General features: G+C 67.6%; 17 protein-coding genes. 6 read left to right on the top strand and 11 right to left on the bottom strand.

Annotation, left to right across the window (positions count from 1 at the left end; all coding sequences use genetic code 11):
• Window positions 1-24: 24 nt before the first annotated feature.
• From AC2IR1_RS06695 to urtA, 3 genes are all read right to left on the bottom strand, one after another.
• Window positions 25-465: a DUF6636 domain-containing protein gene (locus AC2IR1_RS06695; RefSeq protein WP_486475509.1), complete on the bottom strand. Its 441-nt coding sequence runs from the start codon at window positions 463-465 to the stop codon at window positions 25-27.
• A 213-nt stretch (window positions 466-678) separates the two neighbouring features.
• Window positions 679-2649 (bottom strand): urea ABC transporter permease subunit UrtB, encoded by a 1971-nt coding sequence (gene urtB / locus AC2IR1_RS06690; protein ID WP_486475508.1) that lies wholly within the window; start codon window positions 2647-2649, stop codon window positions 679-681.
• A gap of 210 nt (window positions 2650-2859) precedes the next feature.
• Window positions 2860-4143 carry an urea ABC transporter substrate-binding protein gene (gene urtA, locus AC2IR1_RS06685; RefSeq protein ID WP_486475507.1) on the bottom strand — a complete coding sequence of 428 codons (1284 nt, stop codon included), beginning with the start codon at window positions 4141-4143 and terminating at the stop codon, window positions 2860-2862.
• Between the two features lie 616 nt (window positions 4144-4759).
• Between urtA and AC2IR1_RS06680 the strand changes: the two genes are divergently transcribed.
• Window positions 4760-5134, top strand: a complete 375-nt coding sequence (locus AC2IR1_RS06680; protein WP_486475506.1) for a CZB domain-containing protein — start codon at window positions 4760-4762, stop codon at window positions 5132-5134.
• A 250-nt stretch (window positions 5135-5384) separates the two neighbouring features.
• On the opposite strand, the gene AC2IR1_RS06675 is transcribed toward AC2IR1_RS06680, so the two are convergent.
• The 4 genes from AC2IR1_RS06675 to AC2IR1_RS06660 are packed head-to-tail and all read right to left on the bottom strand — an operon-like array spanning window position 5385 to window position 9367.
• On the bottom strand, window positions 5385-6125 hold the full coding sequence (locus AC2IR1_RS06675) for a proteasome-type protease (RefSeq protein WP_486475505.1): 741 nt from the start codon (window positions 6123-6125) through the stop codon (window positions 5385-5387).
• Between the two features lie 54 nt (window positions 6126-6179).
• On the bottom strand, window positions 6180-6983 hold the full coding sequence (locus AC2IR1_RS06670; protein WP_486475504.1) for a transglutaminase family protein: 804 nt from the start codon (window positions 6981-6983) through the stop codon (window positions 6180-6182).
• A gap of 9 nt (window positions 6984-6992) precedes the next feature.
• Window positions 6993-7934, bottom strand: a complete 942-nt coding sequence (locus AC2IR1_RS06665; protein ID WP_486475503.1) for an alpha-E domain-containing protein — start codon at window positions 7932-7934, stop codon at window positions 6993-6995.
• Between the two features lie 5 nt (window positions 7935-7939).
• A complete protein-coding gene (locus AC2IR1_RS06660; protein WP_486475502.1) occupies window positions 7940-9367 on the bottom strand; it encodes a circularly permuted type 2 ATP-grasp protein in 1428 nt (475 codons plus the stop codon).
• 773 nt (window positions 9368-10140) lie between these two features.
• Between AC2IR1_RS06660 and AC2IR1_RS06655 the strand changes: the two genes are divergently transcribed.
• The 3 genes from AC2IR1_RS06655 (at window position 10141) to AC2IR1_RS06645 (ending at window position 17349) form a co-directional block, all read left to right on the top strand.
• Window positions 10141-10842 (top strand): isochorismatase family protein, encoded by a 702-nt coding sequence (locus tag AC2IR1_RS06655; protein ID WP_486475501.1) that lies wholly within the window; start codon window positions 10141-10143, stop codon window positions 10840-10842.
• A gap of 439 nt (window positions 10843-11281) precedes the next feature.
• A complete protein-coding gene (locus AC2IR1_RS06650) occupies window positions 11282-13141 on the top strand; it encodes an autotransporter assembly complex protein TamA (RefSeq protein WP_486475500.1) in 1860 nt (619 codons plus the stop codon).
• Entirely contained in the window at window positions 13141-17349 is a 4209-nt protein-coding gene (locus AC2IR1_RS06645; protein WP_486475499.1) for a translocation/assembly module TamB domain-containing protein, read from the top strand. The genes AC2IR1_RS06650 and AC2IR1_RS06645 overlap by 1 nt, the downstream gene beginning before the upstream one ends.
• Before the next feature lie 281 nt (window positions 17350-17630).
• Here the strand turns inward: AC2IR1_RS06645 and AC2IR1_RS06640 are convergent, their stop codons facing one another.
• The 4 genes from AC2IR1_RS06640 to AC2IR1_RS06625 all read right to left on the bottom strand — a co-directional run bounded on the left by AC2IR1_RS06640 (window position 17631) and on the right by AC2IR1_RS06625 (window position 21443).
• Window positions 17631-18416 (bottom strand): DUF2189 domain-containing protein, encoded by a 786-nt coding sequence (locus tag AC2IR1_RS06640; protein ID WP_486475498.1) that lies wholly within the window; start codon window positions 18414-18416, stop codon window positions 17631-17633.
• 520 nt (window positions 18417-18936) lie between these two features.
• On the bottom strand, window positions 18937-19152 hold the full coding sequence (locus AC2IR1_RS06635) for a hypothetical protein (RefSeq protein WP_486475497.1): 216 nt from the start codon (window positions 19150-19152) through the stop codon (window positions 18937-18939).
• A gap of 590 nt (window positions 19153-19742) precedes the next feature.
• Complete coding sequence (prfB, locus tag AC2IR1_RS06630) at window positions 19743-20864, bottom strand: peptide chain release factor 2 (protein ID WP_486475496.1); 1122 nt, start codon at window positions 20862-20864, stop codon at window positions 19743-19745.
• A 135-nt stretch (window positions 20865-20999) separates the two neighbouring features.
• Window positions 21000-21443, bottom strand: a complete 444-nt coding sequence (locus AC2IR1_RS06625; protein WP_486475495.1) for an Lrp/AsnC family transcriptional regulator — start codon at window positions 21441-21443, stop codon at window positions 21000-21002.
• 114 nt (window positions 21444-21557) lie between these two features.
• On the opposite strand from AC2IR1_RS06625, the gene rocF reads away from it, so the two are divergent.
• The gene (rocF, locus tag AC2IR1_RS06620; protein WP_486475494.1) at window positions 21558-22508 is read left to right on the top strand and encodes an arginase; all 951 of its coding nucleotides are present in this window, start codon (window positions 21558-21560) and stop codon (window positions 22506-22508) included.
• Complete coding sequence (locus tag AC2IR1_RS06615) at window positions 22505-23560, top strand: ornithine cyclodeaminase (RefSeq protein WP_486475493.1); 1056 nt, start codon at window positions 22505-22507, stop codon at window positions 23558-23560. Before rocF ends, AC2IR1_RS06615 begins: the two co-directional genes overlap by 4 nt.
• The last annotated feature ends 34 nt before the right edge of the window (window positions 23561-23594 follow it).

Raw genomic sequence — 23594 nt, 5'->3', positions numbered from 1 at the left:
CCCGGTCGCGCTGCGGGGCCCGGGTCACCAGACCTGCAGGACGCGGCGCGACAGCAGGAAGCCGTGGCCGTCCGCATTGCTGCATTGCAGGCCCGTCGTCTGAGAGGTGCAGGTGATGCCGGACCAGCTGCCGGTCACGCCGTAGGGGGCCTTTTCCCAGATCTCGATGTTGCGCGGTGGCGCCGTGCAATCCATCTGCACCGGCCCGCGGTCGGTCATCGCGTAGCTGTGCCCCCAGCTGGCCGCGCAGGTGGCGGGCCGGGGCCGCGGCGGCGGGGCGGAGAAGGAGACGATCTTGCAGATGATGTCCGCGCCGCCCTGCCCCTGCCCGACCGAGCATTCGATGTTGCCCGAAGGGGTTTCGAACATGAAGACATCCGCCCGCGCGGGCGATGCCGCCAGCAGGGTCAGCACAAAGGCGGCACGGAAGCACCGCCGGAGGCAGGTCGAGAGGGAAATGAGCATGGGTGATCCTTCTGATCTGGTCGTTCAGTCGGGTCTTCGAATGGGTCCGGGTTCTGCCGGTGCCGCTGCTGCGGCTGCAGGTGTCACTGGGTTTGCTCATCGGTCACTCCTCCCCCGGGGCTTCGTCGCCGCGGCCGCCGTCGACGACGGGCAGCGGCGGGCGATCCAGGTTGGCGGGGCGGAGGTTGTGGAACATCGGGTCGTACATGGGGCTCAATCTCCGGCTGCGCGGCCCTTGAGGGCGATGATGCCGCGGGGGCGGAACTGGATGAAGATGATGATGAAGACGATCATGTAGGTCTGCGCCGCCAGGGTGTTGGACGGGTTGAACCATTCGATCCCCTTCTGCAGGAAGCCGATCATGGTGGCGCCCAGAAGGGTGCCCCAGATATTGCCGACGCCGCCGACGACGACGGTCATGAAGCTCTGCACGATGTATTGCTGGCCCAGCTCCGACGTGACCTGCGCATAAAGGCCGATGGCCACGCCCGCGATCCCGGCAATGCCGGAACCCAGGCCGAAGGTCAGCATGTTCACCCGGTCGGGGTTGATCCCCATGGAGGCCGCCATCCTGGGGTTCTGGGTCACCGCGCGGGTTTCCAGCCCCAGCCGGGTCTTCTTCATCATGAAGAGGAACAGGCCGAGGAAGATCAGCGCCAGCACGAAGATCGCGATGCGGATGTAGCTGATGCCGACGATGTCGTTCAGGATCCAGGATCCGTTCAGCCAGTCGGGCGATGTCAGCGGCCGCGCCTGGGTGCCGAAGATGTTCTTGGCCAGCTGCTGCAGCGCGATGGAAACGCCGAAGGTCGCCAGCAGGGTTTCCAGCGGGCGGGAGTAGAGCCAGCGGATCACCAGCCGTTCCATCGCCACGCCGGCGGCGAAGGTGACGGCGAAGGCGCAGGGGATCGCCAGAAGGATCGACACCGTGTAGTCGGGGATCACCTGCTGCAGGACGTAGCCCGTGTAGGCGCCCATCATGATGAATTCGCCATGGGCCATGTTGATGACCCCCATCACGCCAAAGGTGATGGCCAGGCCGATGGCCGCAAGGAAGTAGATCGAGCCGAGGGAGAGCGCATCCAGCGCCAGGTCCAGCACCTGGTTCAGCGCCACCATGCGCGAAATGGAGCCCAGCGCGGCATTGGCCGCATCGGTGATCTTCGGATCGGGTTCGGCATAGGTGTCGAAGAAGACATGGGCGGCCAGGGCGGCGTCGATATCGGCCTCGGTCGCGGCGGGTTCGGTCAGCCCGGCCGCGACAAGGGCGTCGAAGGCCCGTTCCCGCGCCGCCGGTTCCGCCAGATCGGCCAGGGGCACGCCGCCGACGGCGCCGTCCTCTATATGCTCCGCCAACAGGTTGCGCAGGTCCGCCGAGGTCAGCAGCGGCGGCGCCATGTCGGCGGCGACCAGCATGGCGTAGGCTTCGTCGCGCGGCAGGGCATCGCTGCCCGGGCGCAGTTCGGCCGCGATATTGCGGCCTTCGGGCAGGGTCTTTGCCACGGAACGGGTCGTCGCCACCAGCGGGTTCAGCGCGGCGCGCACGGCCACGTCCAGATTGCCCGCCACGCTTTCGATGGCAGCGATCCGGGCGGCCTCGTCCTGGCTGAAGCGGATGGTCAGCAGGGTCAGCAACTGTTCCTTGCGCGCCTTCAGATCCGGATCGGGCTCCCCCTCGATCGAGGCGGCGAGCGGGGCCAGGTGGCTGGCCTCCCCGTTGCGGTCGATATTGTCCAGCGCGCCGGCCCGCACCGCCGGATCGGGATCGTTCAGCTGGAACCGCACCAGGGCGGCGCCGATCAGGGCCTGGATGCCGGAGTTGGGCTTTTGCTGGTCCAGCGCCTTGCTGTCGTAGGTGCCGACCTCTTCTCCGGTGTCGAAATCGAACAGGGTGTAGGTGCGATCCTCGTTGCGCACGCCGCGGAAGAACAGCCCGTCTTCCTCGCGCATCCACATGTCGCGGGCGGCCCAGGTTTCCAGAACGAAGGGCGCCTTGGGATGGCCGGAGGTGGCGATCGCCTCGATCGCCGGTTCGATGGTACGACGGGAGCTCTTGAGGATCAGCTCCGCCTGGCTTTGCAAAAGCGGCTGGATGCTGTCGGTCGCGTCCTGGGCGGAGGCGGCTGGCACCTGCAGCAGGCACGAAAGCACCACCGCGAGGGCCGGGAGAAGGCGTTTTAGCATTGCGATCCTACTTGGACGGGCCTGCATGGAGTGTCCTGCCGGACTGGCCTGCCGGACGGTCCTTCGGGACTGGCTTGCCGGCATGGGAACGGCAGCAGGGAATAGGATGAGGCGGGCGGGGCGGCGCCAGGGAGGAGGCGATGCCGTCCCGCCCGTCGGTGCCCGGGCGCAGGAGCGGCGCCCGGGCAGATCGGTCACGAGGTCAGCCGATCAGTAGTTGGACTGCTTCTGCACGCAGGTCTCGGTCTCGGTGTTGTACATGCCGCAGTCGAGACCCGGCCAGTCGGACTTCAGCACGGCCGATTCCGGCAGGTAGTCCGTCCAGGCGTCGCCGGGGACGGGATCGGTTTCGGAGATGATGTCGAACTGGCCATCTTCCAGGATCTCGCCGATCAGGACGGGCTTGGAGAGGTGGTGGTTCGGAAGCATCTCGGCGGTGCCGCCGGTCAGGTTCGGGAAGGTCTGGCCGACCATGGTACCGATCACGGTGTCGACGTCGGTGGTGCCCGCTTCCTCGACCGCGTTCACCCACATATTGAAGCCGATGTAGGTGGCTTCCATCGGGTCGTTGGTCACGCGGTCTTCGCCTGCGAAGGCCTTCCACTCGCTGATGAACTCCTCGTTCTCGGCCGTATCGGCGGATTCGAAGTAGTTCCAGGCCGCCAGGTGGCCCACCAGGTTGGTGGTGTCGAGGCCGGAGAGTTCTTCCTCACCCACGGAGAAGGCAACCACGGGGATGTCGTCGGCGGAGATGCCCTGGGCCGCCAGTTCCTTGTAGAAGCCGATGTTGGCGTCGCCGTTGATGGTGGAGATCACGCCCACCTTCTTGCCGTCAGCGCCCAGCGCCACGACGTCCGACACGATCTTGGACCAGTCGGAATGGCCGAAGGGGGTGTAGTTGACGAAGATGTCCTCTTCGGCGATGCCCTTGGACTTCAGGTAGCTTTCCAGGATGTTGTTGGTGGTGCGGGGGTAGACGTAGTCGGTGCCCAGCAGCGCGAATTTCTCGACGCCCAGTTCATCCAGGAAGTAATCGGTGGCCGGGATCGCCTGCTGGTTCGGCGCGGCGCCGGTGTAGAAGACGTTGTAGGAGGATTCCTCGCCCTCGTACTGGACGGGGTAGAACAGCAGGCCGTTCAGTTCCTCGATCACCGGCAGCACGGACTTGCGCGACACCGAGGTCCAGCAGCCGAAGATGACGTCGACGTCGGAGACGGTCAGCAGTTCACGGGCCTTTTCGGCAAACAGCGGCCAGTCGGACGCCGGGTCGACGACGACCGCTTCCAGCATCTTGCCATTGATCCCGCCCTTGGCGTTCTGCTGGTCGACCAGCATCAGGACGGTGTCCTTCAGCGTGGTTTCGGAAATGGCCATGGTGCCGGAGAGCGAGTGCAGCACGCCCACCTTGATCGTGTCGTCCTGAGCCACGGCAGCACCGGCAAGCAGCATGGTACCGGCAGTGGCGCCCAGCATCGTCTTCAGAAAGTGCGACATTGGATGGTTCATCCCTTCATGACGCCGCGTCGGGCGCACAAGGGTACGGCTACGGTTGACCCGCATGAAACCTCCCCTAATTCTCCCCGAGCGACTTTTGCAGTTGCTTCATTGCTGTGGTGGGGGCCGAACCGCCAGATTGGCCTCCATCGCAGATTTTGATCGGCGCCATCTTCCGCAGCGCGCAGGTTGATCAACGCCGGAACAGCCGAGTTTTCCTACATTCATGGCAAAGCTTCGGATGAATTCCCGCCACGGATGCAGGAAACTGCCTCATTCCCGGGCAGATCCGCGGGCCTCTGCCCGCAAAGAGGGCTGTATACAGGCCCTTCTGCCAATATTGTGAATACGTGTGACTCGCACGCCACCCAACTGACCCCGCGATCAGGTCTCAATCCCGGGGCCCCAAACAGGTCCCGAAACAGGTCTCGAAACTGGCCCAACCCTCCGGTTCGGCCAAGGGGGCGCCGCCCGGGCAGGCATCTCAACCATTCCGTAAGGCGATGACGCGACACTCCCGCACAAGCGCCCCCGGCGCTTGCCGGAGGGCCGCACGGGCTCCCGGCGCAGGACAGCCCCTCCCCCGGCCACCATCCGAGGCAACGGAGTACGACCGATGATCGACAAGACGACCCTCGACCGGAACATCAAGGACGCCCTCGCCGCCCACGGCGCGTGGAAGGAAAAGCTGCGCACGGCCGTGCTTTCCGGCGCGCTTCCGAAGCCCGCGCAGGACATCGCGACGGACAACCAGTGCGCCTTCGGGCAGTGGCTGCAGAAACTCAGGTCCGATCCGGAGGTCGCAAGATCCGACGGCTACCGCAGCGTCGTGGCCGCCCATGCCGCCTTCCACCGTCAGGCGGGGGCCGTGGCCAGCCTGGTGGAAAGCGGAGACAGGGCCGGCGCGGGGTCCGCCCTTGCCGGACCGAACTATGCCGGGGCCAGCCAGGCGCTTGAACAGGCCATCAACCGCTGGCGGCTTTCCATGTAGCCGCCCGGCCCAGCCGGGAAAGACGGGCGATACGAAGGCCCGGACGCGCCGCCCGGGCAGGCATGTCGAAGGCTGACTTTCGATGCGGCCGCCCCGATCGGCCGGGCCGGGCTAGAGCAGCGACGGCGCAGGAACCGCCGTAGGGCGGGGTTCACCCCGCCGTACCCAACGCGAAACCGTACCCAACGCGAAACCGAACCCAAATCCGCATCCGGGCCCGGGAGCCCCCCCGGAGCCCCCCGGAAGCCCCCTACTCCGCGTCGAAGGAGAAATCCGGCAGGGCCGAGAATGCCTCTTTCAGGGCGACACCCCAACCGTTTGAAATCTCGTGGAAATAGGGGTCATCCTGACCAATGCGCCCGGTCCGGCCCCGGGTCAGGGCACCGGCGTCATAGGCGTGGAAATCCAGCGGCAGCGCGACCGACAGGTTCGCCTTGATCGTGCTGTCGAAGCTGACCAGCACCAGCTTCATCGCCTCTTCGAAGGACATGTCGGCCTCGTAGGCGCGCACCAGGATCGGGCGGCCGTACTTGGTCTCCCCGATCTGGAAATAGGGCGTGTCGGCAGAGGCCTCGATGAAGTTGCCTTCGGGGTAGATCAGGTAAAGGCGCGGTTCGCCCCCCGCGATCTGCCCGCCCAGCAGGATCGTGGCGGAGAAGGTGGAGCTGGCCCGCTGGCCGTTGTCGTCATGCTGCGCGATCACCTCGCGCAGGGTCTGGCCCACCAGCCCCGCGACCTGGAACATCGTCGGCAGGTGCAGGATGTCGGGATTGCGCTCATCCGTGCTTTTCGACCGTTCCTGCAGCAGGCTGACCACCGCCTGGGTGGTCGCCAGGTTGCCCGCCGTCATCATGGTGATGCAGCGTTCGCCCGGCACCTCGAAGTGGAACATCTTCTGGAAGGTGGAGATATTGTCGACGCCGGAATTGGTCCGCGTGTCCGACATGAACAGCAGGCCCCGATCCAGTTGCATGGCAACGCAATAGGTCATCTGGCGTCAAAGCTCCAATCGCATGCCCGCGAACGATTCGGGGCCGGGGCAACTCTATTGCTGAACCTGCAAGGAAACGCAAAGCTCTTCGACGGCATCGCCCTGGCGCAGGCCATGCACCGGCGCGGCCTCCGAATAGTCGCGACCGATGGCAAGACGCACGTAGCGGTCATCGGGGCAGATCTGGTTGGACACGTCGAAACCGACCCATCCCAGCCCCTCGATCCAGACCTCTGCCCAGGCATGCGCCGCCTCCTGGTCCACCGTACCGTCCAGCAGCAGGTAGCCCGAGATGTAGCGCGCCGGCAGGCCCAGGTGCCGCGCGGCGGAAATCAGGATCTGCGCGTGGTCCTGGCAGACCCCCTGCCCCGCCGCCGCCGCTTCCTCGGCCGAGGTGGCGGCATGGGTCGTGCCCTTGGCATAGCTGACGCTTTCCGCGATCAGCGCGGTCAGCGCATGCACCCCCTGCAGGGCGTCGGCCGCCACGGCCTCCTTCGCCTGCGCGGCAAGCTTTTTCACCGCCGTTCCGGCCGTCGTCGCCCGGGTCTGCTGCCGGTAGAGCCAGAGCGGCACGAGGCCGGAGCCCGCCCCCATGACGCCGTTGAGGTTTTCCACCTCGATCTCCCCCTCGGAGGTGATCGTGACGGTGCTCGCCCCTTCGTCCATCTGGACCATTTCGACCTCGTTGAGGAACTGGTCGCTATAAGCCACCTGGCGCGTCGCCCCCTCCAGGCGCGACGACCAGGAGATCACCCGCTGCCCCACCGCATCGCGCGGGGTGACCCGCAGCTGCAGCAGGGCGTAGCTGACCGGACGGTCGTAGGAATAGGTGGTGGTATGAGAGATTTTCAGACGCATGGCCCCATCCTACCCGTAAAAGCGGAAATCGTCCTGGATCTGGCTGGCCAGACGCCCGGTGTCGAAGATTGCGGTCTTCAGGAACTCGTGCAGCCCCTCGTCGAAGACGGTGTCGATGCTGCGCCCCGACAGCCGCGCATGGGTCTGCGTGGCCAGGGTCAGGCAGGGCAGCTCGGGCTGGTCGGGCCCGTTGAGGTAGTTCAGGTTGCCCACGATTTTGGAATAGCAGAAGGCCAGCGACCGCGGCATGCGCTTGTCCAGGATCAGGAAGTCCGCGATGGTCTTCGGACTGACGTCGCCTTCATGCAGCCAGCGATAGCTGCGGAAGGCAGAGACGGAGCGCAGGATGGTTTCCCACTGCATGTTGTCCATGGAGGAGCCGACATAGGCGGCCGAGGGCAGCAGGACATAGTATTTCACGTCCAGGATGCGGGAGGTGTTGTCGGCCCGTTCCACGAAGGTGCCCAGCCGGCAGAAATCGAAGATGTCGTTCCTGAGCATGGTGCCGTGCAGCGCCCCGCGCACCAGGCTGGAATGCTGCCGGATCGAGGTCAGCACCTCCGCCAGGTTCTTCACCGACACCGGCCGCTTGAGGTCTTCCTTGATGGTCATCCAGGCTTCGTTCACCGCCTCCCAGACCTCGGTCGACAGGGCGGTGCGCACCATCCGGCCGTTCGACCGGGCCGCTTCGATGCACGACAGCACCGAAGAGGCATTGTCGCGGTCGCGCAGCAGGAAGTTGATGACATTGGCCTGGTCGAAATCATCGTATTTCGCCATGAAGGCTTCGCGCGCGCCGGCGGTCGACACGATGCTTTCCCATTCCGCCGCCGCATTGTCCTGCGCGGTCAGCGCGATGCGGAAACCGGTTTCCAGAAGGCGCGCCGTGTTTTCGCTGCGTTCGAGGTAGCGGAACATCCAGAAGAGTCCGCCTGCAGTCCGTCCTAGCATCTAACTCAGTCCCCCAGAACCCAGGTATCTTTGGTCCCGCCGCCCTGCGACGAGTTCACGACAAGCGAGCCTTCCTTCAGCGCCACCCGCGTCAGGCCGCCGGGGGTGATATGCACCCGGTTCGGCGCGCACAGCACATAGGGCCGCAGGTCCACGTGGCGCGGCGCCAGGCCCTTCTTGGTCATGATCGGCACGGTCGACAGCGCCAGCGTCGGCTGGGCGACGTAATTGCCCGGCTTGGCGCGCAGCTTGGCCTCGAACTCCGCCAGTTCCTTCTTGGACGCGGCAGGGCCCACCAGCATGCCGTAGCCGCCCGAACCGTGCACCTCCTTCACCACCACTTCGCTGAGGTGGTCCAGGACGTATTTCAGGCTCTCGGGTTCCGAGCAGCGCCAGGTCGGCACGTTCTGCAGGATCGCCTTCTCGCCGGTGTAGAATTCGACGATGTCGGGCATGTAGGAATACAGCGCCTTGTCGTCGGCGATGCCGGTGCCCGGCGCATTGGCGATGGTGATATTGCCCGCGCGGTAGACATCCATGATCCCCGGCACGCCCAGCATGCTGTCGGGGTTGAAGTTCAGCGGATCCAGGAAGTCGTCGTCGACCCGGCGATAGATCACGTCGATGGGCTTGTACCCTTCGGTGGTGCGCATCTGCACCTTGCCGTCGACCACCCGCAGGTCCGAACTTTCCACCAGCTCGGCACCCATCTGGTCGGCCAGGAAGCTGTGCTCGAAATAGGCGGAGTTGTGGATGCCCGGCGTCAGCACCGCCACCCGCGGCTTCACCCCGTCGAAGTTGGGCGGCGCGCATTCCGACAGGGAGCGGCGCAGCTCTGCCGGGTAGGAGGACACCGGGCGCACCTTCATCTTGGTGAAGAGCTCCGGGAACATGTTCAGCATCGTCTCGCGGTTCTCCAGCATGTAGGAGACGCCGGAGGGCGTGCGCGCATTGTCTTCCAGCACGTAGAACTGGTTTTCGCCCGTGCGCACCAGGTCGGTGCCGACGATATGGGTGTAGACGCCGCCCGGGGGCACCATGCCCACCATCTGCGGCAGGAAGGCGTCGTTCTGGCTGATGATATGCTCCGGCAGGCGGCCGGACTTGATGATCTCCTGCCGGCCATAGATGTCGGCCAGGAAGGCGTTGAGCGCGCGCACCCGCTGCTCGATCCCCTTTTCAAGCTGGCGCCATTCCTTGGCGGCGATGATCCGCGGCACGATGTCGAAGGGGATCAGGCGTTCCGTCGCCTCCTTCTGGCCGTAGACGTTGAAGGTGATCCCGATGCGGCGGAAGAAGCTTTCCGCCTCGGCGGATTTCTTCAGCAGAACCTTGGGATCTTCGCCGGAAAACCATTCGGCATAATCCGCGTAGGGCGTGCGCGGCGACCCCGCAACAGCTTCCATCTCGTTAAAGAACCGATTGTCGGTCATCGTTATCCTCAGCCCTCTCGTCCCTGTTCTGCCCCCTCCCCTGCGGGTCGGGTGGCCGGCGCGATTGCCTCGCCCCTTCTGTTCCGGCCCGGCGGGCGGGCCCTGCCGTCGAACCGGTCCCGCAGGCCCGCTTCCCGTGACCGGCGTGCGGACCGGGGAAGCCGAAGGCCCACCAGACGGCCCCGCCAAACGGTATCGAATGCCGATCCTCGCAGAGCCCTTGGGGGGATGCGAGGGGCGGACCACCGCAACACGGCACGGGAATGACGAGTTTCCGGGCCATTGCCCAAATCTGAGGCGCTGCCGACCATGCCCGGGTTTGCCCGGGTCTTTCCTGGTCCTTTGGCGCAGCGCCGCCTCCCCACCCGCGAAGCGGTTTCGGCAAGGAGGCGCGAATTGACGTCGAAGGTCAAGGGGTTGACGCGCCGGGAAGCGGCAGAGCGCGGGATGCCCCCGGCACGCAGCCCCGCCCGCCGGGCACCCCGGCGCCGGTGAGAGACATCCAAGCGACTGTTTTGGATACAGAAGTTTCCAGGAGGGCAAATCGCCCCCAGGGCCCGGGGGCAGACTGGCCTGCTGCCGCTTCCTGCCGCTGCCATGACGTTTCCGGGCGGGCGGCGCGGCGCGAAGCAGGCCAGTCTGCCCCCGGGATCCGTTCCATCCCCGATCCTGACGCGGGATCAGCCGCGGGTCCCCCGCGCCTTTCGCCACCACGTTCTGCCACCCGCCCCGCCATCCCAGACGCCTGAGCCCACCAGACCGGAGCCCGCACGGTGACCACTGCCGACCTGCCCCACGAAATCCTCTCCCTCGATCCCGCCCGCTGCTGCCTGCTGCCGATCGACATGCAACAGGAACACCGCGCCGATCCGCGCTACCTGGTGGCCGGCTACGACAGCGTGCTCGCCAATGCCGCCCGCCTGCTGGAGGCCGCCCGCCGGGGCGGCGCCCCGGTGCTGCACGCGGGCTACCTGCGCGATTTCGGCCGGGTGCCGCCCCGCCCCTTCGAGCCAGTGATGCCCGGCGGCGCACCCGCCTTCTCCGCCCCCGGGTCGGCGCTGACGGCCTTCTGCCCCGAGGTCGCGCCCCTGCCGGGGGAACCGGTGGTGCTGAAGAACAACCTGTCGTGCTTCACCGAGGCCGATTTCCACGACCACCTGGGCCGGATGACCCCCGAATGGCTGGTCATCTGCGGCGTCTGGACAGAGGCCTGCGTCGCCGCGACCTGCCGCGATGCGGTGGATCACGGGGTGCGGGTCCTGCTGGTGAAGGATGCCTGCGGATCGGGCACCCGGCACATGCATGAAACCGGGGTCATCACCCTGGCGAACCGGCTTTACGGCGGGGCAGTCTGCGATACCGACAGCGCCTGCCGCCTGCTGGGCGGCGATGCCGCACGGGTCTGGCGCGTGCGTGGCGCAGCCCCCCTGCGGTTTGACGGGCACACGATCTCCGAAGTCTACGACGGCCTTTGAAGGGGCATATGGCCCGAGGCATGGCCGGGGCCTGATCAGGGAAGCGGGGGACCCTGGCCCTTCGCCCCGTGACGGGACGCGCTGACAGGCCCTCGAAGTGCGGCACATCGAAGGGCCCGGCGAATGGCCCGCACAGGCCCCCTGCCCCGACCTGCTGCACAGGCCACACCTCCACCCCCGGTCCCTGCCGTCCGCCACCGGCTTCCCTCATCACCTTTCCCCGGCCCAGACGCTCGCGGCTTTTCGCTGCAGCGCAACTTATACCCCGGATCCACTGGCCTTTCCCCCTGCATCGAACTAGCTTCGGGGGGAAGCTCCCTGTCCCGTTTCCGGCCGTTCCCCGCAGCCGGTCGGCCGGTCCGCGGCCCGGGCTTCGGGTTTCGTCCAGAAGTTCCACCGGCCCCGTGCCGGCTGCCACGAAAGGCCCAGCGCCCAGATGATGCCTCGCCCTCCCGCCTCCTCTGACGCCACCGAGATCCGACGGACCGCCCCGCGCCTGCTGGTGGCCGGTCTCGCCTCCTTCTCCATCGCGCTTCCGCTGTCCCTGCCCCTGTCGCTTTCGCTGTCCCTGCCTGCCCGCGCGGCAGAGGTCACGGTGACCGCCGGCGGCGACAGCGACCTGGCCAAGCAGATGAAGGCGGCCTCGCTTTCGGTCTCCGCCCAGTCCGAAGGCACCACCGACCCGCAGGAACTGATCGCGGCGGCCCAGGCCGACTACCGCCGCCTGCTCGCCGCGCTTTACGAAAAGGGCTATTTCTCCGGCGCCGTCTCCATCCGGATCGACGGTAAGGAAGCCTCCGGCGTTTCGGTGCTGCGCCCCGATACCGAGGTCGGCCGCATCGAGATCAGCGTCGAACCCGGCCCCCGCTTCACCTTCGGCACCACCGAGGTCAGCCCCCTGCCCGCCGATGCCATCCTGCCCGAAGGCTTTGCCACCGGGCAGACCGCCGGCACGGCCGTCATGCGCCAGGCCGCCCAGGCCGGGCGGGACGCCTGGCGCGACGAAGGCCATGCCAAGGCCGCCATCAGCAGCCAGAAGATCACCGCGGACCACGCCACCCAGGTGGTCGATGCCACCTTCGGCATCACCCCCGGGCCAAAGCTGACCTTCGGCACGGTGTCCCTGTCGGAAACCTCGCAGAACAGCAGCGTGCGCCCCCGCCGGATCCGCGCCATCGCCGGCATCCCGGAGGGCGAGACCTATTCGCCCGCCGAAATCTCCCGCGCCGAAACGCGCCTGCGCACCGCCGGGGCCTTTGCCTCCGGCGTGGTGACGGAATCCGAAACCACCGGGCCGAACGACACCCTGCCCACCACGATCGAGGTGGAGGACGCCAAGCCCCACCGCCTTGGCATCGGGGCCGAGATCTCCTCGACCGACGGGCTGACCCTGTCGGGCTACTGGATCCACCGCAACCTGACCGGCGCCGCCGACCGCCTGCGCTTCGACGCAGAGGTGGCGGGCATCGGCGGCGGCACCGGCGGCATCGACTACGAGCTGGGCACGACCTACACCTACCCCGCCTTCCTCAACCCCGACCGCAGCCTGATCTTCGGCATCGACCTCGCCCGCGAGGATGAGCCGAAGTACATCTCCACCTACGGAGAGGCGACCGTCGGCGTGGACCGCTACCTGACCGAGACCCTCTCGGCCAATTACGAGATCGGCTTCCGCGTGTCGCAGACCGAGGACAGCGACGGCACCCGCGACTTCACCCACATGCTCTTCACCGGCGGGCTGACCTGGGACAACCGCGATGACACGGTGGACCCGGCCGACGGCTTCTATGCCGACGTGACCGCCATGCCCTTCCTGGGCCTGGGCGACACCGAAAGCGGCGTGATGGGCACCGCAGACCTGCGCGGCTACAAGGGCTTTGCCGATGACCGCTTCGTCATCGCCACCCGGGTGCAGCTGGGCGCGATCTACGGGCCGGAGATCAGTGAAACCCCCGCCGACTGGCTGTTCTGGTCCGGTGGCGGCGACACGGTACGCGGCCAGGGCTACCAGTCCCTTGGCGTGGGCACCGGCGACGATGCCACCGGCGGGCGCGGCTTCGCCACGATCTCCACCGAACTGCGGGCGCATATCACCGACACCTGGGGCGCGGCCGCCTTCCTCGACTACGGCTATGTCTCCGCCGATCCCGATTTCGCGGGCGGCGAATGGCAGGGCGGCGCCGGCCTCGGCGTGCGCTACTTCACCTCCATCGGACCGATCCGGGCGGATATCGCCGTGCCGGTCACCGGGTCGGTGGATTCCGTCTCCGTCTACGTCGGAATTGGACAGAGCTTCTGATGCGTACTTCCCGCTCCCTCCTGCTGGCCTCCTGCGCCTGCATCGCCCTCACCCCGGCCTTCGCACAGCAATCCTCCTCCTCGGATGACGATGGCGAAGGCTTCCTGACCCGCACGATCGAAAACGCCCTCTCCTCTGACGGGATGAGCGTCGATATCTCCGGCTTCGAAGGGGCGCTGTCGTCCAAGGCCACCATGGCCCGGCTGACCATCTCCGACGAAAACGGCGTCTGGCTGGAAATGGACAATGCCGTGCTCGACTGGAACCGCGGCGCCCTGCTGCGCGGCCGGCTGGACGTGAACGAACTGTCGGCCGAAAGCATCACCCTGACCCGCCTGCCCGAGGGCGAGGACGAAGCCCCCACGCCCGAGGCCTCCGGCGTCTCCATCCCTTCCATCCCCGACCTGCCCGTGGCAGTGCAGATCGGCGCGCTGAAGATCGGCTCCTTCGACCTGGGCGAAGCGGTGGTGGGCCAGGCGGCGACCCTCTCCCTCGACGGCAAGGCCTCTCTCGCCTCCGGCGCGCTGGACACCGACCTGGCGATCGAACGGCTGGACCAGCCCGGCAAGATCGCCCTGCAGGCCAGCTTCGACCCGGAAACCGACAACCTCGGCCTGAACATCACCGCGCAGGAAGCGCAGGGCGGGCTTGTCTCCTCCCTCATGGGGCTGCCCGGCACGCCCTCTGTCGATCTGGCCATCGCGGGCACCGGCCCGCTGGATGCCTATGACGCCACGCTGAAGCTCGACACCGATGGGGAGCAGCGCCTGGCAGGCGATGTGTCGATCCGCGGGCGCGACGACGGCGGGCGCGAATTCACCGCCGATCTGGGCGGCGACCTGACCGCGCTCATGGCGCCCGATTACCGCGACTTCCTGGGAGAGGACATCGGCCTGACCGCCACCGGCACCTATGGCAACGATGGCGCGCTCGACCTGCAGCTCTTCCGGCTCAGCTCCGCTTCGGTCAACCTCGAAGGGCGCGTGGCGCTGGATGGCGGCGGCAGCCCGCAAAGCTTCGACCTGAAGGGCCTCTTGGCCTCCCCCACCGGCGCAGACCGGCTCGACCTGCCCTTCGGCGACGGGCTCTCGCTGGCCTCGGGGCAGATCAGCGCCTCCTTCGACCGCTCGAAATCCGACGACGTCACTGCGCATCTGGAGGCACTTTCCGCCGTGATGCCCGGCTTCGGCGCCGATGGGCTGACGCTCGACGTGACCGGCCCGCTGAAGGACAGCGGCGAAAGCAAGCTGACCCTGGCGCTGGCCGCCACCGGCCTGTCGGCCGATGACCCGGCGGTGGCCCAGGCCCTGGGCCAGACCCTGACCGGCAGCGCCGATGTCACCTTCGGCACCGGCCCCATCGCCATAGAGAACCTGGAACTTTCCGGCCCCGCCCTGACCCTGACGGGCGCCGCGCGCTACGGCGGGCTGGAAACCACCACCGAAGGCGAAGGCGAGGACCAGGAAGAGACCAGCCAGGCCGCCTTCACGCTCGAAGCGGCGGCCTCCGTGGCCGATCTCGCCGCCTTCTCCTCCCTCTCCGGCCTCGACCTCGCTGGCCAGGCGGAGCTGTCGGTGAAGGCCGACATGCAGCTGCCCGCAGGCACCGGCCAGATCACCGCCACCGGCACGGGCCAGAACCTGAAGACCGGCATCGCCCAGGCCGATGCCCTGCTGGCAACGCCCGCGAAACTCGACCTTGACGTGACGCGGGACGAAACCGGCATCACGCTCAACACGCTCGCCCTCGGCACCGACCAGATGAAGCTGACGGGCGGCGGGCGGCTGGGCTCCGACGACGGCAAGATCACCTATGACCTTGCGCTCTCGGATGCCAACCTGCTGACCGGGGCTGCGGGCGATCCCGCGCCGCTGGATATCTCCGGCGCCATCACCCAGACGGCAGAGGCGATGACCGTCACCGCCAAGGGCGGCGGCGACCGGCTGGCGCTTGGCGTCGATGCGTTGGACGGGCTGCTGGCCTCCGGCATCGACCTCGACGCGCTTGTGACCCTGCCCAAGGAGGGCGCGATCCGCATCGACCGCGCCGATATCTCCAACGACGCGCTGCGCCTCTCGGCCTCCGGCCCGCTGAAGGGCACGGACAGCGATATGGCGATCGACCTTTCCGCCTGGCTTGCCAATTCCGCCACCTTCACCGGCGGCAGCGCGGGCCCGCTCTCCCTCACCGGCCAGGTGACCAGCGCGGGCGATGCGATCCGCGCCACGCTCTCGGGCGGCGGCGATGAGATCGGCACCGGGATCGAGGCGGTCGACGCCCTGCTCGACGGGCCCACCGCCATCGACGCCGACGTGACACTGGAAGGGTCGAAGATCACCGTCAGCAAGGCCGTGGTGGATGCCGCGGGCCTGGACGTGAACGCCTCCGGCACCGTGGACGGCGATGCCACGGCGCTTGACCTGGCGCTCTCGCTGCCCAACTCCGCCGCACCGCTGGGCGCCTCCGCCGGGCCGCTGGCCCTGACGGCGAAGGTCACCGGCGAAAACGGCGGCTACCGCATCGCGGCCGATGGCAAGGGCACCGATATCGGCATCGGCAATGCCCAGCTCGATGCGCTCTTCGCGGGCGACACCACGCTTTCGGCGCTGGTCACCATGGCCTCCTCGGGCCTGATCACGGTGGAAGCCGCACAGGTCGCCTCCACCGCGCTCGACGCCTCCGCCTCCGGCACGGTGGACGGATCGGCCATCACCATGGACTTCTCCGCCGGGCTCGACAACGTGGCGCGGCTGGCCGAAGGCTTCAACGGTCCGCTCCAGGTCACCGGCAATGTCAGCCCCGGCGCCGACGGCGCGCTGCAGGTCTCGGCCCAGGCCTCCGGGCCTGCGGGGTCTGACGCGACGGTCTCGGGCCTCGTGGCGAAACCCGACGGCACGATGCAGCTCTCGCTGCAGGGCTCCGCCCCGCTGGGACTGGCCAATCCCTTCCTCGCGCCACGCTCCGTCTCGGGCCTCGCCCGCTTCGACCTCTCGGTCGACGGCCAGCCCGCGCTTTCGTCTGTCTCGGGCCAGGTCTCGCTCTCCGGCGGGCGGCTGATCGCGCCCAGCTATTCGCAGGTGATCGAGGGCATCGGCGGCACCGTGCAACTCTCCGGCGGGCGGGCGCAGCTGAACCTGCAGGCCAGCCCCTCCGAAGGCGGCCAGATCCGCATCTCCGGCCCGCTCGGGCTGGAAGCGCCCTACACGGCGGGCCTCGACGTGGCGATCGACAACGTGATCATCACCCAGTCGGGCCTGCTGACCACCACGCTCAACGGCGCGCTGGATGTCTCCGGCCCGCTGACCGGCGGCGGCGCGATCTCCGGCCGGATCGGCATGACCGACACCGAGGTGCGCGTGCCCTCCGGCGGCTTCGGCGGGCAGGAAGCCATCCCCGAGATGACCCACCTGAACGAACCCGCGGCCAGCTACACCACCCGCGCCCGCGCCGGGCTGACCGGTTCCGACAGCGGCAGCAGCGTCGTCTCCTCCGGCAGCGGCGGCAGCGCGGGCGGGCTGGGGCTCGACCTGCGCATCGTCACCGACGAGTCGGTCTTCATCCGGGGCCGTGGCCTCGATGCGGAACTGCGCGGCGACCTGACGGTGGGCGGCACCACCTCCGACCCGCGCCCGGTGGGCCAGTTCGAGCTGGTGCGCGGCCGCCTCGCCATCCTGACCAAGCGGCTCGACCTGTCGGAGGGCGAGCTGCGCCTCGCCGGCGGCTTCGAACCGATCCTGCACTTCGTCGCCGCCTCCCAGTCGGGCAGCTACACCTACGAGATCGGCATCGACGGCACCGCCTCCGAACCCGAGATCAGCTTCTCCTCCAGCCCGGGCCTGCCCGAGGACGAGATCCTCTCGCGCCTGTTCTTCGACAAGCCCCTGTCGGAGCTTTCGGCCATCCAGGCCGCCCAGCTGGCGGCGGCGGTGGCCACGCTGACCGGCAAGGGCGGCGGTGGCGTGCTGGGCTCGCTGCGCGAGAAGACCGGCCTCGACAACCTCGACGTGGCCACGGATGCCGATGGTGAGGCCTCCCTCACGGCGGGCAAGTACATCAACGAGAACCTCTATACCGAAACCGAGGTGACGGCGGCGGGCGATACCAGCCTGTCGATCAACCTCGACCTGACGGACAACATCCGCGCCAAGGGGTCGGTGGATACCACCGGCGATACCGGGCTGGGGCTGTTCTTCGAAAAGGACTACTGAGGGCACGTCTGGTGTGGTCGGGGGCGCCTGGCTGGGGCTTTGTGCATCTGGCTTGAACGGCGTACATCCGGCTGCCGGGGCGGGGGGGCTTTGCCCCCCGTCTCCGTTCCGGAGACTCCCCCCAGGATATTTTTGGCCAAAAAATGGGAGGGGCGGGGTGCCTCCGGAACGGGCCGCGCCCGTAAGGGAGAGGCTGCAGGCGCTTATCCCGAACGTCCGGCACCAGGCGGGGGGCCTTCTGCGCTCCTGGCGTGCGGAAGGTCCTTTGGGCGTCTTGGCCCTCAGCCTTCCCCGGCTGCCAGATCGTACAGGTGCCACGTGGCATGGCCCAGCCAGGGCAGTACCACGAACAGGCCCAGGAACCCCGGGATCAGCGCCAGGAAGGTCAGCGCGGCGATGGCCAGGCCCCAGGCCAGCATCGGCCCCGGGCTGGCCGTCACCACGCCGAAGCTGGTGATCATGGCGGTGACGAAATCGACCTCCCGGTCCAGCAAGAGCGGCAGGGAGATCACCGTGATCATGTAGAGCAGCAGCGCGAACCCCGCCCCCACGGCCCCGCCGAAGGCCAGCATCGACAGCCCCTCCGCCGTCAGGAAGACCTCTGCCGAGGTGCTGACATTGGTCATCACCGACAGCCCCAGGAAGAGGGCAAAGATCATGTGGCCCAGGAAGAACCAGAACAGCAGCAGGAAGATGATGATCGCGCAGAGCGAAGGCAGCTGGCGCCGCGACTGGCGCAGGACCACCGTCAGGATCGCCCGCCGGTCCAGCGGCTGCCCCCGTTCCAGCCGGCGCGACACCTCGTAGAGCCCGACCGCCGCGAAGGGCCCGGCCAGCGGGAAGCTCAGCGCCGCGAAGATCAGCCAGTAGCTCTGCCCCGAGGCCCAGGTCACCGCCGCCAGGGCCCAGCCGATGGCGACATAGACCGAGGCGAAGAACAGCCCCCAAAGCGGCGCCCGGCGCAGATCGGCCCAGCCGCGCCCCGCCGCCTGCCGCAGCATCGGCAGCGTCACGGTTTTCATCGGGGGCACGCCCGCGCGCGGGGCCCCCTGCAGTACCTCCTCCATCCCGGTCTCCTCCCTCCGGTGTCTCTCGCGGGGGGCGCGGGGCTCCTCTCCCCTGCCGCCCGCACGGCTCTGCCGTCAGGATGCCCCCGCAGGGGCGCCGCGATCAAGCGTCCTGATGCCAGACCTGATTGGGGGCCAGATTAGGGGACAGATTGGGAAACGAATTGGGGCGGGCCAGCGATGCGCCAGGGTGGGAGGTTCCGGGGCCATGGGGGGCCGGATCGCCGGCCAACGGCGGCGCGCCCTGTTGCAGGGCCTCAACTGTCGCGCACCGGGGCTGCAGTTTGGGATTGGCCTTTGGGGGATCATCGCCACCGGCAGGGACGGAATGCCGGGGAAAGCCACGGGGTGGAATGGCCCGGTGCGAGGCTCGCACTCAGGGCAATGCGGCACCATTCTTTGGGCCGGTCTTTGGGGCCCATCCTTTACCCATCGCCGGGATCAATCAGGCGCCCGATGCCGCATGGCGCCGCGCCCCGGATGAAGGGGTTCGGGGGTAAAGGATTTCGGGGGATCCGGCCTATTCGCCTTCCAGGATCCGGGTCAGCCGGCCGCGCGTCTCCTCCAGCAGCGCCTCGGCTTCCGGCAGGTCGTGGCAATCGGCGTAGTCGCGCAGATCATCCAGCACTTCCAGCATCCAGCGACGGCCGCGCACGCTGCCCTTCGGGAAGGACCGGGTCCAGTCGGTGCGGTTGTGCTGGGGAAAATGTCCCTTGATCAGTATTCCGGTTTTCATAGCCCATCCATTCCTGGAAACTAACAAATATGACGCCGGGAACGCGCCCCGAACCCCGATGCCCCCCCGGGGAACACCCCCGGAAAACACCGGGTCCGAAGCGCGCCTACCAGCACCAGATTATTTGAACACAAACATTTTTAGTGTGGCCCGCTTCTGCCTTTCCGACGCTACGAAAGCAAATGAAATGTAGGTGTATACAGCTGCATTTTACCGCATTTCCGTTATGCGCGCGGCGCAAATCCCGCGCCAGGCACTGAATTGTGAATTGGAAACAGGTCAAATCCCCCCATTCCATCGGAACACGTAGTTTTGTAATTGACGGCGCCCAGCGAATTAAAAGGCGCTTTACCCGACGGCATCTTGCCTTTGGCGCCAGATGCCCCGCACAGCCATGGTTGAGATTCGCAACCGGCAAAGCAAGACGCCCGCCGAAAGGGCGGGCGCATCCAGGACCGGGGCCCCGTTAACAGGCGTGGATCAGGGATGGGCCAGGCAGCCAGGCCGGTCAGCATGGCCCGGCAGGCAGGCCGCGCCCGAGACCAGACTTAGACCAGACTGGGACCAGAACAGTACCAAGTCCGGGGCCGTTACTCCTGGGCGGCGTCGGCGCGGCTCTTGCCGGCGACCTGCTGGGCCAGGGTGGCGGCCATGAAGCCGTCCAGGTCCCCATCCAGCACGCCCGAGGTGTCGGAGGTCTCGTGCTGGGTCCGCAGGTCCTTCACCATCTGGTAGGGCTGCAGCACGTAGCTGCGGATCTGGTTGCCCCAGCCGGCGCTGCCCTTGTTTTCATGCGCCTCGTTGATGGCCGCGTTCCGCTTGTCCAGCTCCATCTGGTAGAGCCGCGACTTCAGGGCCTTCATGGCGATGTCGCGGTTCTGGTGCTGCGACTTCTCGGAACTGGTCACCACGATCCCCGTGGGGTGGTGGGTGATCCGCACGGCGGAGTCGGTGGTGTTCACGTGCTGACCGCCCGCGCCCGACGACCGGTAGGTGTCGATGCGGATGTCGGCGGGGTTCACCTCGATCTCGATATTGTCGTCGACCACCGGGTAGACCCAGACCGACGCGAAAGAGGTCTCCCGCGTGCCCTTGCCGAAGGGGCTGATGCGCACCAGCCGGTGCACGCCGCTTTCGGACTTCAGCCAGCCATAGGCGTTGTGGCCGGAAATCTTGTAGGCGCAGGACTTGATGCCCGCCTCGCCACCGGCTTCCTCGGACTGCAGTTCCACCTTGTAGCCGCGCTTCTCGGCCCAGCGGACATACATCCGCTGCAGCATGGAGGCCCAGTCGCAGGCCTCGGTGCCGCCGGCGCCGGCGTTGATTTCAAGGAAGGTGTCGTTGCTGTCCGCCTCGCCGTCCAGAAGCGCTTCCAGCTCCTTCTCGGCGGCCTTCTCGCCCAGGGCCTTGATGGCCTCCTCGGCCTCGGCGACGACCTCGTCATCCTCTTCCATCTCGCCCAGCTCGATCAGCTCGATATTGTCCGACAGCTCCTGCTTGAGGGCATCATGCGTCGCCATGGCATCCACCAGCGCCTGACGTTCCTTCATAAGCGCCTGGGCCTTGGCCGGATCGTCCCACAGGTTCGGATCCTCGACCCGGGCGTTGAATTCCTCCAACCGGTGACCGGCCGTCTCCCAGTCCATCCGCTGGCGCAGCAGCTCCAGGGACTTCTCGATCTCGGCAATGGTGTTCTGGGTCTCGGCGCGCATGGAGCGATCCTTCTGGGAAATCTGAAACCGGGGTTTATCCCATGGCCCGAACGGGAACAAGGCCGCAGGCAGCAGCGCCCCGCCCGCCGCCCGCACACTGAAAGGCTGCAGACAGCGGCCGGCCTGCCCCGGGCCTCAGCCGTCCAGCCGTGCCCGGGTGCTGCGCCGGGTGGCCAGCAGAAGGTTCGTCTCGGATCCCAGGATCCCGGGGATGTCGCGGATCCGGCGCAGCACCTCGTCGAAATCGGTCAGGGTCTGGGCACCCAGGCTGGCGATCAGATCCCACTGACCGTTGGTCGTATGTACCTCCGACACCTCCGGCAGGGCCGACAGGCGGGCCACCACCCGCTCCGCCCAGCGTCCCTCGACCTTGACCATCATCAGCCCGCGCACCGGCAGATCCACCGCGTCCGACCGCAGGATGACGGTATAGCCCAGGATCTCCCCCCGGGCCTCCAGCCGCTCCAACCGGCTGCGCACCGTGGCACGCGACACGCCCAGGTGGCCCGCCAGTTCCGACACCGTGCGCCGCCCGTCGTGGCGCAACAGGGTGATCAGCTCCCGATCCACTGCATCCATATGCCAATCCGATCATTCCAACTGCCATATTGATAACGTGACCTGCGCGATCCGCCAATAAATGCCCTTCGAACTGCCATGCCCCCGGGATCTTCTGCCGGAAAGGAGATCCATATGCTGTGCAAACTCATCGGCGTACCGCTGCAGGCGGGCGCCTCCCAACAGGGCTGCGACATGGGGCCCTCGGCCTTTCGCGCGGCGGGCCTCGCGGCGGCCCTCGGCAGGCTGGGCCATGACATCCGCGACCTGGGCAATATCGCCCCCCGCCCCCACGCTTCGGGCCCCTTCGCAGACGAAACCCATCCCAACCCTGCACTAAAGGCCCTGCCCGAAGTCGCCGCTTGGACGGAAACCCTGGCCGGGGTCGCCCACCGGGAAAGCGACGGCGCCATGCCGATCTTCCTCGGCGGCGATCACGCGCTCTCCGCCGGGACCGTCTCGGGCCTTGCCCGCCGTGCTGCCGACATGGGCCGGCCGCTCTTCGTGCTCTGGCTCGATGCGCACAGCGATTTCCACGACCTTTCCTCCACGACCTCCGGCAACCTGCACGGCACGCCGCTGGCCTATGTCACCGGCCGCCCCGGGTTCGAAGGCTTCCCGCCCCTCACCCATGCCGTGGCGCCCGAACATACCTGCATCATGGGCCTGCGCAGCGTCGATCCCGCCGAACGCGCGGCCCTGGCGGACAGCCCGGTGACCGCCCACGACATGCGCGCGCTGGATGAACACGGGCTGGGCCCGCTGCTGCGCGCCTTCCTCGACCGGGTGGTGCAGGCAAACGGCCTGCTGCATGTCTCCCTCGACGTCGATTTCCTCGACCCCGGGATCGCGCCCGCCGTCGGCACCACCGTCCCCGGCGGCGCCACCTTCCGCGAAGCGCACCTGGCGATGGAGATGCTGCACGACAGCGGCCTCGTGACCTCCCTCGACCTCGTGGAACTGAACCCCTTCCTCGATGAACGCGGCCGCACCGCATGGCTGATGTGCGACCTCGCGGCCTCGCTCATGGGCGAACGCACCCTCGACCGTCCCAACACCGTCCCCGAACGCAGGAGCTTCGCATGACCGCCCTCAACCTCGTCCCCTTCGTCGATGTCGCCGACATGATGCGCCTGGTTCATTCCGTGGGCATCGAACCCTTCCTGACGGGGCTGGCCGAAACGGTGGAGGAAGACTTCCGCCGCTGGCCGCTCTTCGACAAGACGCCCCGCGTGGCGGCCCATTCGCCCGGCGGCGTGATCGAACTGATGCCCACCTCCGACGGGACGCTCTACGGGTTCAAATACGTCAACGGCCACCCGGGCAACACGCGCTCGGGGCGGCAGACGGTGACGGCCTTCGGCGTGCTCTCGGACGTGGAAACCGGCTACCCGCTGCTGCTGTCGGAAATGACCATCCTGACGGCCCTGCGCACCGCCGCCACCTCCGCCCTGGCCGCCCGGGCACTGGCGCGGCCCGACAGCCGGACCATGGCCATCATCGGCAACGGCGCCCAGTCCGAGTTTCAGGCCATGGCCTTCCGCGCCCTGCTCGGCATCGACCGGCTGCGGCTTTACGACATCGACCCCGCCGCGACCGAACGCTGCGCCGCCAACCTCGCGCCCTTCGGGTTCCAGATCACCCGCTGTGACAGCGCGGAGGAAGCGGTGGAAGGCGCCGACATCATCACTACCGCCACGGCGGACAAGCAGTACGCCACGATCCTCACGGACAACATGGTGGGCGCGGGCGTGCACCTGAATGCCGTCGGCGGCGACTGCCCGGGCAAGACGGAACTGCATCCCGACATCCTGCACCGCGCGGCGATCTTCGTGGAATACCCAGAACAGACCCGGATCGAGGGCGAGATCCAGCAGCTGGCCCCGGACCACCCGGTGACCGAGCTCTGGGAAGTGCTCACCGGCGCCGCGCCGGGCCGGACGGACGCGCGCCAGGTGACGCTCTTCGACAGCGTGGGCTTCGCGACCGAGGATTTCTCGGCCCTGCGCCATGTCCGCGCCCTGCTGGAGAGCCACCCGCACTGCCAGCAGCTTGACCTGCTCGCCGACCCGGACGAGCCGCGCGATCTGTTCGGCATGCTGCAACGGGCGGCGCCGGGGGTGGCGAAGGCGGGGTGAGGGCGGAGATGGGGTGAGGGGAAGGCGGGGTGAG

It is taken from the genome of Pseudooceanicola sp. NS-SX8 (genome assembly GCF_057380755.1).
This window is presented reverse-complemented; position numbering and strand designations above follow the sequence as displayed.

What these genes read in the sequence shown, in the direction of transcription:
- AC2IR1_RS06695 (WP_486475509.1), bottom strand. Translation starts at nt 465, where the DNA reads ATGCTCATTTCCCTCTCGACCTGCCTCCGGCGGTGCTTCCGTGCCGCC.
- urtB (WP_486475508.1), bottom strand. Translation starts at nt 2,649, where the DNA reads ATGCTAAAACGCCTTCTCCCGGCCCTCGCGGTGGTGCTTTCGTGCCTG.
- urtA (WP_486475507.1), bottom strand. Translation starts at nt 4,143, where the DNA reads ATGTCGCACTTTCTGAAGACGATGCTGGGCGCCACTGCCGGTACCATG.
- AC2IR1_RS06680 (WP_486475506.1), top strand. Translation starts at nt 4,760, where the DNA reads ATGATCGACAAGACGACCCTCGACCGGAACATCAAGGACGCCCTCGCC.
- AC2IR1_RS06675 (WP_486475505.1), bottom strand. Translation starts at nt 6,125, where the DNA reads ATGACCTATTGCGTTGCCATGCAACTGGATCGGGGCCTGCTGTTCATG.
- AC2IR1_RS06670 (WP_486475504.1), bottom strand. Translation starts at nt 6,983, where the DNA reads ATGCGTCTGAAAATCTCTCATACCACCACCTATTCCTACGACCGTCCG.
- AC2IR1_RS06665 (WP_486475503.1), bottom strand. Translation starts at nt 7,934, where the DNA reads ATGCTAGGACGGACTGCAGGCGGACTCTTCTGGATGTTCCGCTACCTC.
- AC2IR1_RS06660 (WP_486475502.1), bottom strand. Translation starts at nt 9,367, where the DNA reads ATGACCGACAATCGGTTCTTTAACGAGATGGAAGCTGTTGCGGGGTCG.
- AC2IR1_RS06650 (WP_486475500.1), top strand. Translation starts at nt 11,282, where the DNA reads ATGCCTCGCCCTCCCGCCTCCTCTGACGCCACCGAGATCCGACGGACC.
- AC2IR1_RS06645 (WP_486475499.1), top strand. Translation starts at nt 13,141, where the DNA reads ATGCGTACTTCCCGCTCCCTCCTGCTGGCCTCCTGCGCCTGCATCGCC.
- AC2IR1_RS06640 (WP_486475498.1), bottom strand. Translation starts at nt 18,416, where the DNA reads ATGGAGGAGGTACTGCAGGGGGCCCCGCGCGCGGGCGTGCCCCCGATG.
- AC2IR1_RS06635 (WP_486475497.1), bottom strand. Translation starts at nt 19,152, where the DNA reads ATGAAAACCGGAATACTGATCAAGGGACATTTTCCCCAGCACAACCGC.
- prfB (WP_486475496.1), bottom strand. Translation starts at nt 20,864, where the DNA reads ATGCGCGCCGAGACCCAGAACACCATTGCCGAGATCGAGAAGTCCCTG.
- AC2IR1_RS06625 (WP_486475495.1), bottom strand. Translation starts at nt 21,443, where the DNA reads ATGGATGCAGTGGATCGGGAGCTGATCACCCTGTTGCGCCACGACGGG.
- rocF (WP_486475494.1), top strand. Translation starts at nt 21,558, where the DNA reads ATGCTGTGCAAACTCATCGGCGTACCGCTGCAGGCGGGCGCCTCCCAA.
- AC2IR1_RS06615 (WP_486475493.1), top strand. Translation starts at nt 22,505, where the DNA reads ATGACCGCCCTCAACCTCGTCCCCTTCGTCGATGTCGCCGACATGATG.